Here is a 15,003-nt window from a genome sequence, read left to right as displayed (position 1 = left end):
TGACCGATGCGTATCTCTACTGCTCAGTTTTACGAAACCAGCGCTTCGAACTATTCGCGCACCTACTCCAATGTGGTCAAGACCGGCGACGAAGTGGCCAGTCAGGTCAAGCTCAATACCGCCGGCGATGACCCGGTCGGTGCCTCGCGCGTGTTGCAGTTGCAGCAGATGAGCTCGATGCTCAACCAGTACAAGTCCAACATCGACACGATCAACACCGGCGTCGTGCAGACCGAAACCGCACTGACCTCGATCACCAGCGCCATCCAGCGCGCGCAGGAACTGGTGTTGGGTGCGGGTAACTCGACTTACACCGATGCCGACCGCCAGAGCAGTGCAGAAGAGCTCGCCTCGCTTCAGTCGCAGATCCTTGGCCTGATGAACAGCAAGGACGCCAACGGCAATTATCTGTTCGCCGGCTCCAAAGCCACGACGCCGCCCTATGCGATCAACCCGGACGGCACTTACAGCTATCAGGGCGACCAGACCCGCAATAACCTGGACATTGGCGGCGGCATGTCCATGGCCAGCAATACCACTGGCTGGGACGCGTTCGAGCAGGCGATCAACACCACGCGCACGACGCTGACCCCGACCGCTGCCTCCAAGACCGATTCGGTGGTCTCGCTGTCCAGCGGTGTCGTCACCAACAGCGGGACGTACGATTCCAGCTTCCTGGCCGGCCAGCCTTACACCATCTCGTTCGAGAGCGGCTCGCAGATCAAGATTCTCGACAAGGATCTTCAGGACGTCACCGCCGACGCGACCGCAGCAGGTGGCTTCAGCTCGGGCAGCGCAGCGAACCAGACCATCGGCTTCCGCGGCCTGGAACTGACGCTGAACGTCAACCTGACCGACGCCGATAAAGCCAGCACCGCGACGATCGACGCTGCGGTGTCCGGTCACAGTTTCACGCTGGAGGCATCGTCGGCCAGCGTCACCACGGCGCGTCTGCCAGCGAACTCGGCTGCAACGGTCATCACCGGTTCGACGGTGACCGATCCGGCTGCGTTCAGCGAGGCGTTTCCTTCGGGCGGCGCGGTCCTGCGCTTCACCGGCACCAGCACGTTCGCGTTGTACGCCGCGCCTTACGATCCGACCAGCACGCCGGTGTCCACCGGCACGTTGGCAGGCGACAAGGCTACCGCTTCGGGCGTGACGTTCACCTTCAGCCTCGTTCCTCCGGCGACGTCCCCTGATGTGGCGGCGGGCGATCAGTTCACCGTGCAACCGACGAACCAGCAGACGCAGAACGTCCTCAACACGCTGACCTCGGTGATCAACGCGCTCAATGGCAAAGTTGACGGAGATCCGGTGGCCAAGCAGAAGCTGCAAGCGACGCTGGATTCGACCATCTCCAACCTGAAAAGCGCATTGAACCAGGTGTCGACTGCGGTCGGTGACGGCGGTGCGCGGGCTGCGACGGCTACTTCTCAGGGTGTGACCAACCAGAGCCAGATCGACAACGCCAGCACCGAGTCGAGCAGCATCACCGCCTCGGATCCTGTGGACGCGATCGCTCGCCTGACCTTGCAGAAAACCATGCTGCAGGCCTCGCAGCTGGTCTTTACTCAATTGTCTTCGCTGAACCTGTTCAGCAAGCTGTAATCGCCTGACCCGTGGCAGTACCGGCCAACGGTACTGCCAGCGCAGTGCGCCAACCGTTTTTTCAGCGGTTCAGCAGGGGCGGATGTCAGTCCTCGCTTGCCGCCTGTGAGTCTAGTCCCGTGAATTCAGCTCCTCTCGTCAGCATCGTCATTCCCGCCTTCAATTCACGTTTCTTCCAGCGGGCTTTGCAAGGCGCGTTGATTCAGCGCTATTCGAACCTGGAAGTGATCGTGTGCGATGACTCGCGTGGCGATGACATCCGTACGATTTTCGAGACGTTCGCCAAAAGCAGCCCGGTCCCGATGCGCTATGTGCGCAACCCACAGCGTCTGGGCTTCATCGGCAACCTGCGCGAATGTCTGGCGCAAGCGCAGGGCGAATTCATCAAGTTTCTCTGCGACGACGATCAGATCTTCGCGAGCGCGGTGTCGGCCCAGGTGGAACCGCTGATGGCCCGCGATGACGTCAGTCTGGTGCTGTCGCAACGGCTGCTCTGGGACGCCGACGACATCCAGTTACCGTCGCGCATGGAAAACTCGCCGCTGTCCCCCACCAGCGCGCTGTTCAAAGGCGAAGACCTGATGGACATCGTTCACATCTACCCGTTGAACTTCCTCGGAGGATTGAGCAGTGCCCTGTTTCGCCGGGACGACGTGCTCAACTACCTGCCGGGGCTGACCCAATCCGGCCATTGCTTTGCGGCGTTGCTCGATCTGGCGCTCTACGTCTGCATGATGCGGCGCGGCAATGTGGTAGTGCTCAACAACGTCCTGGGCGTGGAGCGTTTGCACCCTGAACGCCTCAGCCGTCAGCAAACCCTGCAAGCATCGGTCGAAACCGAGCAAGAGTGGCTGTTGCAGATGATCAAGATGCGCGGGGGAGAGCCTGCACTTGGCAAGGGCTGGGTCAGGTACATGCCATTGAAGGAAGACTTGGCCGCCGAACCGGTGTGGGAAGAATTGGCGCTGTCGCGTTCGCTGGGCACGCTGCAGACCACCCAGGCGTGGCGGGTGGGCACCGCCAGCGAGAGCTTCGCAGAGCTGTACGAGCAGTGGTTGGCGTGCCGCAACGTGACCCCGGCCCAGGAACTGCAACTGCCTAACACCCTGATGCACTGGCCTTCGCGGCCGAAAATCGTGCCAGTGATCATCGACCGCACCGGCAGTCGCGCCAGCCTGGACAGTACGTTGCGCAGCCTGGAAGAACAGCTCTATGCCCCGGAACTGACCGTGGTACTGTCGTGCGATTGTGTGCAGCCGCGCCTGGATGGCCGCGTCTTTGTGATGCCTTTGCAGGACGATCCCTGGACTCAGCTCAATGACCTGCTGGCGCAACTGGATGGCGCGCAGTGGTTCTACCTGCTGCGTGGCGGCGACCGTCTGGTCAAACCGGCGCTGTTGATGCTGGCCGAACGGGTTGCGATGAACGACGCATTGCGGTGTGTGTACAGCGACGAAGGCGCGCTGTTCGACGGGCAATCGGCCGAGCCGGTGTTCAAGCCGGATTTCAACCTCGATCTGCTGCGCAGCTATCCCTATGTCGGCCGGTGTATGGCGTTCCACCGCGAAACGGTGTTGCAGGCCGGCGGCCTGGATGCCCGCTTTGGTGAACTCGCGCCTCATGATCTGTTGTGGCGTCTGGTCGAGGAGGGCGGGGACCGCATCATCGGTCATCTGAGCGAAGTCACGGTCGAGTCGCAGTTTGCCTTATCACACTGGCTGGCCTCGCCTGAAGTCATCGAGCAGAACCACCGTGTCGTGGATGCTCACCTGCGGCGTTGCGGGATCGCCTGCGAAATACAGCCCGATAAACAGCTGCCGCTGATCAACCGTATTCATTACCTTCATGACACCGTCCCGTTGGTGTCGATCATGATCATCATCAAGGATCAATTGGCCCCATTGCAGCGTTGCGTGGAGAGCTTGCTGGAAAAGACCGCGTACGCCGCCTACGAGGTGCTGATCCTCGACCACGGCAGTGAAAGTCCCGACACCCGGACCTGGCTGGCCGCCATGGGGCAACTGGACAGCAACCGCCTGCGGGTGCTTGAAATGCCGACCCAAATCAGCAGCGCCGAGTTGTATAACGCGGCGTGCGGCCAATCGCGTGGCGAGTACGTGCTGTTCCTGGATCCGTACACCGTCGTGACCCAATCCGACTGGCTCGATCAGATGCTCGACCAGGCTCGTCGACCGGAAGTCGGGGTTGTGGGACCGAAGATGTACGGCCCGGACGCCAGCATCGTGCATGCCGGTCTGATTCTGGGCTTGCACGGCCCTGCCGGCATGCCGTTCCGCGGCGAGTCGCTGCAGGCCAATGGCTACATGCAGCGGTTGCAAGTGGTCCACGACCTCAGTGCCGTCGGGCCCGATTGCCTGCTGGTGCGCAAGTCGTTGTTTGAGGGCGTCGGCGGCCTGAGCGAGACCGACTTTGCCTGCAGCCTGAGTCATGTCGATCTGTGCCTGCGAATCCGTGAAAAGGGCTACCTGGTGGTGTGGACGCCGCTGGCGTTGCTTGCCCAGGGAACCCGGCCCAAGCCGTTGCATGATGCGAGCTGGCAGCAGCGCCGCGAACGGGAAGACGAGTTGTTCTACTTGCGCTGGCTGCCTTTGGTGGCGCGCGATCCGGCTTACAACCCGAACCTGTTGTTGCGCAGCCTGGGCACGGCCAGTTTCAGTCTTGAACCGGGCTTGAACAGCGGCTGGACGCCTTTCTCCACACCGCAGGTGCCGGTGGTGCTGGGGTTGCCGATCAACGCTTCGGCCATCGGCCATTATCGCGTCACGGAGCCTTTTTTCGCGTTGGAATCCGCCGGCTACTCGACAGGCGTGATCAGCTATGCGCATCCCGGCATCATTGATGTCGAGCGCTATTCTCCCGACATCATCGTGCTGCAGGGGCGCTACAGCCAGCAGCGGATCGATGAAATGGGCGACCTGAAGACCTTTTCCCGCGCACGCCGGATTTACGAGCTGGATGACTACGTCATTCATGTGCCGAAAAAGAACGAGCACGTGCGCGGCATGCCCGACATCAAGGAAATGGAGCGGCTGGTTCGACGCGGTATTTCAATGTGCGATCGGGTGGTGGTGTCCACCGAGCCGCTCGCCGATGCCCTGTCTTCGATGCATGACGATATCCGAGTGGTGCCCAACCTGTTGACCCCCGCGCTATGGACCGGGTTGAGCAGCCAGCGCCGAACCAGCAAAAAACCGCGTGTCGGTTGGGGAGGTGGCACCAGCCACACGGGTGACCTAGAGATCATTGCTGAGGTGGTCCGAGAGCTGGCCGATGAAGTCGACTGGGTATTCTTCGGCATGTGCCCCCCGGCGTTGCGGCCTTATATCCACGAGTTCCACGGGATCATCCCGTTGGAACGCTATCCGGCAAAGCTGGCGAGCCTGAACCTGGACCTGGCCGTGGCCCCACTGGAAAAACACATCTTCAACGACTGCAAGAGCAACCTGCGGCTGCTGGAATACGGCGCCTGTGGCTACCCGGTCATTTGCACCGAAACGGCGGCATACCAAGGCTATCTGCCGCGCACCTCGATTCTGACCAACACCACCGCTGAGTGGCTGGACGCCATTCGCGGCCACCTTAGCGATCCCGATGCCAGCTATCGTCAGGGCGATGCCTTGCGCGAGGCGGTGGAACGCGACTTCATGTTGCGCGGCGACAACCTCGGACACTGGGTCAACGGTTGGCTCGCCGACTAATCGGCTGACGCGGCAAGCAGAGCGTGCGCCTCTGCTTGTTGTCCGACGCGCCGGAGCTCTTCCCTCCTTTGCCAATGCTGGCGCGTTTCGTGCAATACCCCCTCCAAAGCCAGCCAATTCTCTGGCGCAGCCGACGCGGCACCGCAGTGCCGTGGTTGTGTGCGTTCGATGATGGCTGATTCACCTCGTTGACAATCGTCCGCGAGGCGGTTGTCCCTCCGGTGGGACGTCATCTTCCTGCGTGAGTTGGCCAACGGGCCGGGTTTAAGGAATCGGATATGAACAATGTTTTGCCCATCAGTCGTCTGTCAGTGCTCAACGACGCCTTGACTGTCATGATTGTCACCCAGAATCGACCGGCCCATTTGCGCAGGGCGCTTCAGCATTACCGGACACTGCCCTGCAAGGTTCTGGTACTGGATTTTTCCCAGGCGCCCGCTGCATTCGTCGATGAGGCATCGGCACTGACGCACTACCTGCACCTGCCGCAATACGCCGCCAACGCCAGGACGGCCGGCGTGGCCCATGGTCTCGCTCAGGTTGCCACGCCTTATATGGTGCTGGCCGAGGATGGCGACTTCCTCGTTCACCAGGCCCTCGCCGACTCAGTCGATTTCCTCCAGGCCCAGCCCGACTATGGCCTGTGTCACGGCTACTCGCTGATGTACGAAGCTGCGGCGAGCAGCGTGGAGTACCTGCGACGCGACAGAAAAGTCCATGAGGACTACAGCGCAGCCACGGGTCAACAGCGGATCATCGACGCGTTCAGCCAGTACATTCCGCCCTGCAACGCGGTGACGCGCACCGCCTTGCTGCGCGACTGGCATGGTGTGCTGCCCGAGGAGACCAACAAGCGCTGGCAGGAAATCGGTCAGGCGTTCTATCTGCTGGCGCGCGCCAAGGCCCGCATCCTCGATGTGCCGTACATCGTTCGCGAATTCGACTCGCGCAAGGCGGGGCTCGAGCCCGGCATTTTCGACGCCCTGACCCAGCAGGATGCGCGCTCTGGCCAGGAGCGCGAGGCATTCGCGAATTTTCTTGCCGACCAGCTTTCAGCGATCGAAGACACCCACGCGTTGCGCGCCAGACTCTTCATCCGTGAGAGCTTCGCTGCCCTCGTCGACAGCCTGCGCAGTGGCAACGCGCTGTCGGTGGCCCGGCTGCTGAAGTCTGTCTGGACCGAGCCATCGGCCGGTCCCGAGCGCCTCTTCGAGCCGCGCCAGTACGTCGAGATGCCTTTCTACAATCAGGCGTTCTTCGATCAACTCACGCGCATTGAATTCCTGATTCACGGGCTGCCTGCGGGAACGCTCCAGTTAGAAGAACTGGAAGGTGTGTGGGTGCGTCAGGAGCAATTGTTGCAAGGGCACGAGAATGACGTACCGGAAACGGTGACCAACCGTCTCTGGGCGGCCATGAAGCTCAACCCCTTCAACCGCGTGGTTGTCAAAAGCCTGACGCAGAAGCTGGTCGGTCAGAATGAGAAGACCGATGCGTTGCAGATGCGGAACTGGACGCAGCGTCTGGAAGCACTGCCGGTTTATGATGAGCGCCACACCCTGGACAGCATGCCGTCCGGTCGCCTCTTGAACTGGCTCGCGGCCCGTTCTCCGGATGCCGATCAGTTGCAGGGCATTGCGGCACATCTCTCGGCGGTGGGCGGTGGTCCTCAGTTCGGTCTGCTGCTGCTCGACCTTGAGGACGACATGGATAAGCTGCAGCTGACCCTTGACAGCCTGGTCGAAGGCCATTCAAAAGCGTTCCGTGCGGTGGTGTTTACCACAGGCGAACCGCCTGCGACGACCACCCTCAACAACACTTTGCACTTCGTCAAAGTCACTCAGAACAATTACGTCGACAAGCTCAACCAGATTGTCCGTCAGCTGATCTGCGATTGGGTGGTGCTGGCCGAGGTGGGCGATGTATTCACGGCCTCAGGCCTGCTGCGCGCGGGTCTGGAGCTGCAATCGGCTCCGCCGCTGAAGGCGATCTGCGTCGATGAAATCCAGCGGCTGGAGAACGGCGCGCTGGTCGATGTGTTCCGTCCAGGTTTCAACCTGGATCTTTTGCAAAGCCTGCCTGCCCTGATGGCCCGGCACTGGCTGGTCAGTCGCGAAGCACTGGTGGATGTCGGCGGCTATTCGGCGGATTACAGCGATGCGCTGGAGCTCGATCTGTTACTGCGCATCATCGAGAAAAACGGTACGACCGAGCTGGCTCACCTCGACGAAGTGCTGCTGATCACCGACGCGCCAGTGCTGGAGGAGAACGGTCATGAACGCATGGCCCTGATCCGTCACCTCGGCACCCGAGGCTACAAGGCGCTGGTGACGTCCGCACAGCCCGGCACCTGGCAGATCGATTATCGCCACAGCCACCGTCCGCAGGTGTCGATCATCGTCGACCCGACGACGGATCTGCAGGCATTGCAGCGCTGCTTGAACAGTGTCGCGCAGCGCACCCGTTACACTGCTTACGAGCTCCTGGTCGCGGCCCATGGCGCGCTGCCGGAAGGTATGCTGACCTGGCTCAAGACGCAGGAGCAACCAGGGGGCCGCGTGCGCGTGCTCATCGACAGCGCCCAGAGCAATGGGCCGGCGTTGATCAACCGTGTCTCGGCGCAGGCGCGGGGCGAATACCTGGTCTTGCTCTCCGGCGAGGCTGAGGTGATCAACCCGAACTGGTTGGGTTCGTTGCTGAACCAGGCACTGCGTCCGGAGGTGGGCGTGGTGGGGGCCAAGCTGGTCGATGCGCAAGGCACGGTGACTCAAGCCGGGCTGGTCCTGAACCGCGAGACGGGCATCGCGACGCCGTTCAAAGGTGAAGCCAAAGGTGCGACGGGTTACCTGCACCGCTTGGTCCTGGAGCAAAGCTATTCAGCGGTGTCTGGCGCTTGCCTGATGGTGCGCCGTGCGCTTTTCGAGGAGGTTCAGGGGCTGGACGAAAACACGTTTGGCCAAGGGTTCGCCGACTTGGATCTCTGCCTGAAGATTGGCCAGACCGGGCACATGATCGTCTGGACGGCGCAGGTGCAAATCATTCATCCGGGGACGCTGCCCGAGGCTCCCGAAGCGTTGGCAGCCTTGCGGGCGAAGTGGGCAGCCCGTTTCGAGCAGGACCAGGCGTATAACCCCAACCTGTCGCTCAGTGGTCAGCCGTTCACCCTGGGTGACGCTCACGCCGTCAACTGGTCCCAGTTGATTGCCTGACGCCGGCAGAGGAAATTGGTCATGTTCAACGGTAAATCAGTGTTCATCTCAGGCGCGACCGGCTCGTTCGGTCGCCAGTTCATCCGCACGCTGCTGGCGCGTTATCAGCCCCGGCGCGTGGTGGTGTTCTCCCGCGATGAGCTCAAGCAGTACGAGATGCAGCAGGAATTCAACGCACCGTGCATGCGTTATTTTCTGGGTGATGTGCGCGATGCCGAGCGTCTTCAGCAAGGCATGCGCGGCATCGATTACGTGGTGCACGCGGCGGCGCTCAAGCATGTGCCGGCGGCGGAGTACAACCCCACCGAGTTCATCCGCACCAACGTCAATGGCGCCGAGAACATCATCGCGGCGGCCATTGCCAATGGCGTGAAGAAGGTGATCGCGCTGTCCACCGACAAGGCGGCCAGCCCGATCAACCTGTACGGCGCCACCAAGCTGCTGTCCGACAAACTGTTCGTCGCCGCCAACAACATCGGCGGCGAAGAGCAGACGCGTTTCGCCGTGGTTCGCTACGGCAACGTCGCCGGATCGCGGGGTTCCATCGTGCCGTTCTTCAACAAACTGATCGCGGGCGGCGCTCACGAGTTGCCGATCACCGATCCGCGCATGACCCGGTTCTGGATCACCCTGGATCACGGCGTCGATTTCGTGATGCAGAGCTTCGAGCGCATGCACGGCGGCGAAGTGTTCGTACCGAAGATTCCATCGGTGCGCATCGTCGACCTGGCCCAAGCCATGGCCGCCGATCTGCCGCACAAAATCGTCGGCATCCGGCCCGGTGAAAAGCTGCACGAGCTGATGGTGCCGCAGGACGATGCGCGCATGACGCTGGAGTTCGGCGATCACTACACCATCGTGCCGTCGATCCGGTTCAACAACGTAGACACCGATTTCGCCATCGATGCCACCGGCGAAAAACGTGAGGCGGTGAGTGATGACTTCGAGTATCGCTCGGACACCAACCCCGAGTTTCTCTCGGTCCGCCAGATCGGCGAGCTGCATGCCGACGTCAAGCCATGATTCCGTATGGCAAGCAGAGCCTTGATCAGGCGGACATCGACGCCGTGGTCGAGGTGCTCAAGTCCGACTGGCTGACCCAGGGGCCGACCATCGAACGTTTCGAAGCGGCGATGGCGCAGCGGTGTGAAGCGGGCTATGGCGTTGCGGTGTGCAACGCAACGGCGGCGCTGCACATTGCCTGTCTGGCCGCGGGGCTGGGGCAGGGCGACCGACTCTGGACCAGCCCCAACACCTTTCTTGCATCAGCCAACTGCGGGCGTTACTGCGGGGCCGATGTCGATTTCGTCGACATCGATCCGCTCACCTGGAACATCGACGTGAAGGCGCTGGCGCTCAAGCTTGAGGCCGCCGAGCGTGATGCAACGCTGCCCAACGTGCTGGTCGCGGTGGCGTTTTCCGGACAGAGCTGCGACATGCGCCAGATCGCGGCGCTGTCGCGTCGTTACGGTTTCACGGTCATCGAAGACGCCTCTCACGCGGTCGGCGCACGGTACGCAGGACGGCCGGTGGGCTGTGGTGATTTCGCTGACATGACGGTGTTCAGCTTCCACCCGGTGAAAATCGTCACCACTGGCGAGGGCGGGCTGGTGCTGACCAATCGCGCCGAGCTGGCCGAGCGTTTACAGCGCCTGCGCAGCCACGGCATGACCCGCGATCCGGCGCACATGGACCAACCGAGCCACGGCCCCTGGTACTATCAGCAGATCGAGCTGGGTTTCAATTACCGCATCACCGACATGCAGGCGGCGCTCGGTCTGTCCCAGCTGAACAAGCTCGACGCGTTTCTCGCCCGACGTCGCCAGCTTGCCGAGCGCTATCAGACCCGGCTGGCGGGCCTTGCCTTGCAACTGCCGACGTCCGAGCCCGACGCCGAGTCGGCGTGGCACCTGTATGTGGTGCGACTGCAGACTGCGCGCCTGCGCCTGAGTCACCGCGAAGTGTTCGAGGGCTTGCGCGAGGCGGGCGTCGGGGTCAACCTTCACTACATCCCGGTGCATCTGCAGCCGTATTATCGCGACCTTGGATTTCGCCCCGGCGATTTTCCGCAGGCCGAGGCCTATTACCACGAGGCCATCAGCCTTCCGCTGTTTCCGGCGATGACTGACGAACAACACGATTTTGTGATCGACCAGCTCAAGCGACTGTTGGTCGAATCTGACTGAATGGAATGCGCATGCGCAAGCTGACCGAACACGAGCGACTCTGGCAGGGAAAAAAAGTCGGGAGCGCCCTGGCGGTCATTCCCGCGCGTGGCGGCAGCCAGCGCATTCCCGGCAAGAACATCAAACCCTTCAGCGGCGAACCGATCATCGCGCGGTCCATCCGCGTGGCGTTGAACAGCGGCCTGTTCGATCAGGTCATCGTCAGCACTGACGACGAGCGCATTGCCGAGGTCGCCCGCGCTTACGGTGCCGACGTGCCGTTCATGCGCCCGGCCGATCTCGCCGATGCCCACACCGGCACCGTCGCCGTCATCCAGCATGCCATCGGCGCGCTGCAGCAGCGCTTCGATTACACCTGCTGCCTCTACGCCACAGCGCCGTTGCTGCAAGCGCGTTTTCTGAGTCAGGGGCTGGACGCGTTGCACAGCGCGCCGGAGAAGTCCTTCGCATTTGCAGTGTCCAGCTTCGGCTTTCCGGTGCAGCGCGCGTTGACGATCAACGAACAGGGCAGTCTGCAGGCGTTGTACCCGGAGTTTCGCAACGTGCGCTCGCAGGATTTGCCCGCCGCTTATCAGGATGCGGCGCAATTCTACTGGGGACGCAGCGAGGCCTGGTTGCGTGGTGACGCGGTTTATTCGGACCTGAGCCTGCCGGTGATCCTGCCCCGGCATCTGGTACAGGATATCGATGAGCCGCAGGACTGGCTGCGCGCCGAATACCTTTATGCAGCCCTCAAGGCCGGCGGAGAACTGGACTGATGCGTGTACTGATCCGCGCCGACGCCTCGATGACCATCGGCAGCGGCCATATCGCCCGCTGCGTGACCCTGGCCAACGTGCTGCGTCGCGACGGTGCCGATGTGCGCTTCGCCTGTCGACAGTTGCCGGGGCATCTGCTTCAGCGGCTGGCCGAGCAGTCGTTCATCACTTATCCGCTGCCTGAACGCTACGAGCAGCAGTCGCAAGGCGCAACCATCGAGTCTTCTCTGCCCTGGCAGGAGGACATTGACGCCCTCGCAGGGCAACTGAGTGACGAGGCGCAATTCGACTGGCTGATCGTCGATCATTACGGTCTGGACGCGCGCTGGGAAAAGGCCGCACGGCCCTTCGCCAGACGGCTGATGGCGATCGACGATCTGGCCAATCGGCCCCACGCGGTCGATGTCCTGCTGGACCAGAACTACACCGCTCAGGCGCTGGACACGCCTTACGCCCGATGGATCGACGCGCGATGCCAGACCTTTCTCGGCCCGCGTTTCGCCTTGATGCGCGATGAGTTCCAGTGCGAGCCTATCCCGATCAGGCCGAAGGTTGAGCGGGTATTGGTGAACTTCGGTGGTTTCGATGCGGCGGGGCAGGTCCATGCCACGATGCTGGCGCTGCAGGGGTTTGCCGATTTGCAGGTGGATTTCGTCGCCGGTCTGCACAACCCGCACTGGGAGACAATGAGTGCACGGGTGGACGCGCATCCGGGCTGGCGCTTGTACACCCAGGTCAGCGACTTTTTTTCGCTGATGCAGCAGGCCGATCTGTTCATTGGCGCTGGCGGCGGGACCACTTGGGAGCGAGCGGCGCTGGGTTTGCCGACCCTTTGCATTTCCGTGGCCAATAATCAGCAGCTCAATGCGCAACTGCTCGCCGAGGCAGGCGTACACCTGTATCTGGGCCGTCACGAGGACCTGGCGCCGCAGCGGCTGACCTCGGCCGTGGCGAGTCTGCGCGAAGATCCTGCGTTGCGTCAGGCGTACGCCGACCGTTCCCGCGCGCTGGTGGACGGTCGCGGGGCCAGACGCATCGCTGATGCATTGGCCGCAGCGGCCGATAACTGACAGACAGGGCAGGGCGCGCGGCGCACTGCCCGACCTATTCTTCTGACCGGCGTGCTGCCGGTCGAGCGTCATTGCACGAGTGAGCGACGATGAGTCAATTCAAGATCGGATCCCGGACGATCGGTCCCGATGCCCCGCCTTTCATCATTGCCGAGATGAGCGGCAACCATAATCAGTCGCTGGAGCAGGCGCTGCGCATCGTCGAAGCGGCGGCCGGGGCGGGCGCCCACGCGCTGAAGCTGCAGACCTACACCGCCGACACGATGACGCTGGACATCGCCGAAGGCGAATTCTTCATCAAGGACCCGAACAGCCTGTGGGCGGGCACGTCGCTGTACGCGTTATATGAGCAGGCGCACACGCCATGGGAGTGGCACGCACCGATTTTCGCCCGTGCCCGCGAACTGGGCCTGCTGGCGTTTTCCACGCCGTTCGACGAGACCGCCGTGGACTTTCTGGAAAGCCTCGATGTGCCGGCCTACAAGATCGCCAGCTTCGAAAACACCGACATCCCGCTGATCCGCAAAGTGGCGGCGACCGGCAAGCCGATGATCATTTCCACCGGCATGGCCAGCGTCGCCGAGCTCGATGAGAGCGTGCGTGCCGCGCGGCAAGCGGGCTGCAAGGATCTGGTCCTGCTCAAGTGCACCAGCACGTACCCGGCCACGCCGATCAACAGCCATATCCGCACGATCCCGCATCTGGCCGGGCTGTTCGGCTGCCAGGTCGGGTTGTCCGATCACACCATGGGCGTCGGCGTCTCCGTGGCAGCGGTGGCGATGGGCGCGACGGTCATCGAAAAGCACTTCACCCTCGACCGGGCCGAAGGCGGCGTGGACGCCAGTTTCTCGCTGGAACCTGCGGAAATGGCCAGCCTGGTTACTGAAACCGAACGTGCCTGGCAAGGCCTGGGTCACGTGCAGTACGGCGCCACCCAGGCAGAACAGAAGTCGCTGCAGTATCGCCGCTCGCTTTACGTGGTGCGCGACATCGCCGAAGGCGAAGCCTTCAGCAAGGACAATGTACGCGCCATCCGGCCGGGGCTGGGGCTTGCGCCCAAAACACATCGATGCCGTACTCGGTCGCAAGGCCAGGCACGCGTTGCTGCGCGGCACGGCATTGAGCTGGGATGTGATCGGCTGACGCGCAACCGGCCCGCGCCGTAGCGCAATGCGCTTGCGCCACAATCGCGTGACATCTTCATGTCAATTGCCTGTCTGAAGTCCAATCCGCCCTTGCACAGCACTCATCGGTCAGCTAAAAGCTTGTAAAACTTTTGGTGACCTATGAGTCATAACGGGCATCTTCACTGTATCGTGCTTGCAGGCAGTGAAGGCATCAGGCTGATTCCAGAGACTTTCTGGGCGCGCCGTCGTTTTCCCGTTGCCTCTTTTTCAGGCCTCAAGCCCCAGATTTTCAATGCCCCGCCTCTGGGCGCCGGGTGATGTTCAGCAGTTTTTTATTGGGAAGCCATGATGATTGGCATTAAAAGCATAGCGAGTTACGTGCCTGCAGCCGGCGTTGACAATTACGCGCAGGGTGCCAAATTCGGGAAGGATGAAGAGTTCATCCTGGGCAAGATCGGTTCTGCTTTTCTGCCACGCAAGGATGACGCTCAGGAAACTTCGGATCTGTGCGTCGAAGCCGCGAACCAGCTGTTCGCCAACAACCCTGGCCTGTCCCGCGACGCCATCGACGTGCTGATTGTCGTCACTCAGAACGGCGACGAGGAAGGCCTGCCGCACACCGCCGCCATCGTTCAGCACAAGCTGGGTCTGACCACCCGCGTGGCCGCGTTCGATATCTCGCTGGGCTGCTCCGGTTACGTCTACGGCATCTATGCGATCAAGGGCTTCATGGAAGCCGCCGGTCTGAAAAACGGCCTGCTGATCACCGCCGACCCGTACTCGAAGATCGTCGACCCTGAAGACCGCAACACCACCATGCTGTTCGGCGACGCCGCCACGGCGACCTGGCTGGGCGAAGACGCGCCGTGGCAGTTGGGCAAATCCATGTTCGGCACCGACGGCTCGGGCGCGGAATTCCTCAAGACCACCGATGGCGCGTTTTTCATGAACGGTCGTCAGGTGTTCAACTTCGCGCTGGTCAAGGTGCCAGCGCACCTGAACGAGCTGCTCAGTGATTCAGGGCTGCAATCGAGCGACATCGATGCCTTCTGCATCCACCAGGGCAGCGCTGCCATCGTCGACGCCGTCGCGCGTCGTTTCGAAGACGGCAAGGCGCCCGAGAAATTCGTCAAGGACATGCTGGAGACCGGCAATACCGTGTCGTCGAGCATTCCGCTGCTGCTCGAAAAGCACGTGCTCAACTCCAGCTGGAAGCGCATCGCGGTCAGTGGTTTCGGCGTCGGGTTGTCATGGGGATCGGCGATCCTTTATCGTCCGTGAACTGAGTCATCCCTACGGCGACCTGACCGGCAGGTCGCCGTTTCG

The 15,003-nt window shown here is 62.1% G+C and carries 8 protein-coding genes and 1 pseudogene; all 9 read left to right on the top strand.

Translation table 11 applies throughout. The annotated features are described in order from the left end of the window. The first annotated feature begins 6 nt into the window (after positions 1 to 6). The 9 genes and pseudogenes from BMZ10_RS08440 to BMZ10_RS08400 all read left to right on the top strand — a co-directional run bounded on the left by BMZ10_RS08440 (position 7) and on the right by BMZ10_RS08400 (position 14,958). Positions 7 to 1,608: a flagellar hook-associated protein 3 gene (locus BMZ10_RS08440; protein ID WP_093459724.1), complete on the top strand. Its 1,602-nt coding sequence runs from the start codon at positions 7 to 9 to the stop codon at positions 1,606 to 1,608. A 119-nt stretch (positions 1,609 to 1,727) separates the two neighbouring features. Beyond that, the gene (locus tag BMZ10_RS08435) at positions 1,728 to 5,327 is read left to right on the top strand and encodes a glycosyltransferase (RefSeq protein WP_093459721.1); all 3,600 of its coding nucleotides are present in this window, start codon (positions 1,728 to 1,730) and stop codon (positions 5,325 to 5,327) included. Between the two features lie 278 nt (positions 5,328 to 5,605). Next, positions 5,606 to 8,536 (top strand): TIGR00180 family glycosyltransferase, encoded by a 2,931-nt coding sequence (locus BMZ10_RS08430; RefSeq protein WP_093459718.1) that lies wholly within the window; start codon positions 5,606 to 5,608, stop codon positions 8,534 to 8,536. A gap of 21 nt (positions 8,537 to 8,557) precedes the next feature. Then, a complete protein-coding gene (gene pseB, locus BMZ10_RS08425; RefSeq protein ID WP_093459715.1) occupies positions 8,558 to 9,559 on the top strand; it encodes a UDP-N-acetylglucosamine 4,6-dehydratase (inverting) in 1,002 nt (333 codons plus the stop codon). Next, entirely contained in the window at positions 9,556 to 10,722 is a 1,167-nt protein-coding gene (gene pseC / locus BMZ10_RS08420) for a UDP-4-amino-4,6-dideoxy-N-acetyl-beta-L-altrosamine transaminase (RefSeq protein ID WP_093459712.1), read from the top strand. The genes pseB and pseC overlap by 4 nt, the downstream gene beginning before the upstream one ends. Positions 10,723 to 10,733: 11 nt before the next feature. After that, a complete protein-coding gene (gene pseF, locus BMZ10_RS08415) occupies positions 10,734 to 11,480 on the top strand; it encodes a pseudaminic acid cytidylyltransferase (protein ID WP_093459709.1) in 747 nt (248 codons plus the stop codon). Then, positions 11,480 to 12,550, top strand: a complete 1,071-nt coding sequence (pseG, locus tag BMZ10_RS08410; RefSeq protein ID WP_093459706.1) for a UDP-2,4-diacetamido-2,4,6-trideoxy-beta-L-altropyranose hydrolase — start codon at positions 11,480 to 11,482, stop codon at positions 12,548 to 12,550. The genes pseF and pseG overlap by 1 nt, the downstream gene beginning before the upstream one ends. A gap of 89 nt (positions 12,551 to 12,639) precedes the next feature. Continuing rightward, positions 12,640 to 13,693 (top strand): annotated as a pseudogene (pseI, locus tag BMZ10_RS08405) (pseudaminic acid synthase). Positions 13,694 to 14,025: 332 nt separating this feature from the next. Then, a complete protein-coding gene (locus BMZ10_RS08400; RefSeq protein WP_177182061.1) occupies positions 14,026 to 14,958 on the top strand; it encodes a ketoacyl-ACP synthase III in 933 nt (310 codons plus the stop codon). The last annotated feature ends 45 nt before the right edge of the window (positions 14,959 to 15,003 follow it).

Source organism: Pseudomonas sp. NFR16, from assembly GCF_900108875.1.
In the GTDB taxonomy this organism is placed as follows: domain Bacteria; phylum Pseudomonadota; class Gammaproteobacteria; order Pseudomonadales; family Pseudomonadaceae; genus Aquipseudomonas.
Note: the sequence above shows the minus strand (reverse complement) of the source record. Positions and strands in the feature narration are given on the sequence as shown.

Bases quoted from the DNA above. Each gene is read 5' to 3' on its own strand.
- BMZ10_RS08440 (WP_093459724.1), top strand. From the start codon at position 7: ATGCGTATCTCTACTGCTCAGTTTTACGAAACCAGCGCTTCGAACTAT.
- BMZ10_RS08430 (WP_093459718.1), top strand. From the start codon at position 5,606: ATGAACAATGTTTTGCCCATCAGTCGTCTGTCAGTGCTCAACGACGCC.
- pseB (WP_093459715.1), top strand. From the start codon at position 8,558: ATGTTCAACGGTAAATCAGTGTTCATCTCAGGCGCGACCGGCTCGTTC.
- pseC (WP_093459712.1), top strand. From the start codon at position 9,556: ATGATTCCGTATGGCAAGCAGAGCCTTGATCAGGCGGACATCGACGCC.
- pseF (WP_093459709.1), top strand. From the start codon at position 10,734: ATGCGCAAGCTGACCGAACACGAGCGACTCTGGCAGGGAAAAAAAGTC.
- pseG (WP_093459706.1), top strand. From the start codon at position 11,480: ATGCGTGTACTGATCCGCGCCGACGCCTCGATGACCATCGGCAGCGGC.
- BMZ10_RS08400 (WP_177182061.1), top strand. From the start codon at position 14,026: ATGATTGGCATTAAAAGCATAGCGAGTTACGTGCCTGCAGCCGGCGTT.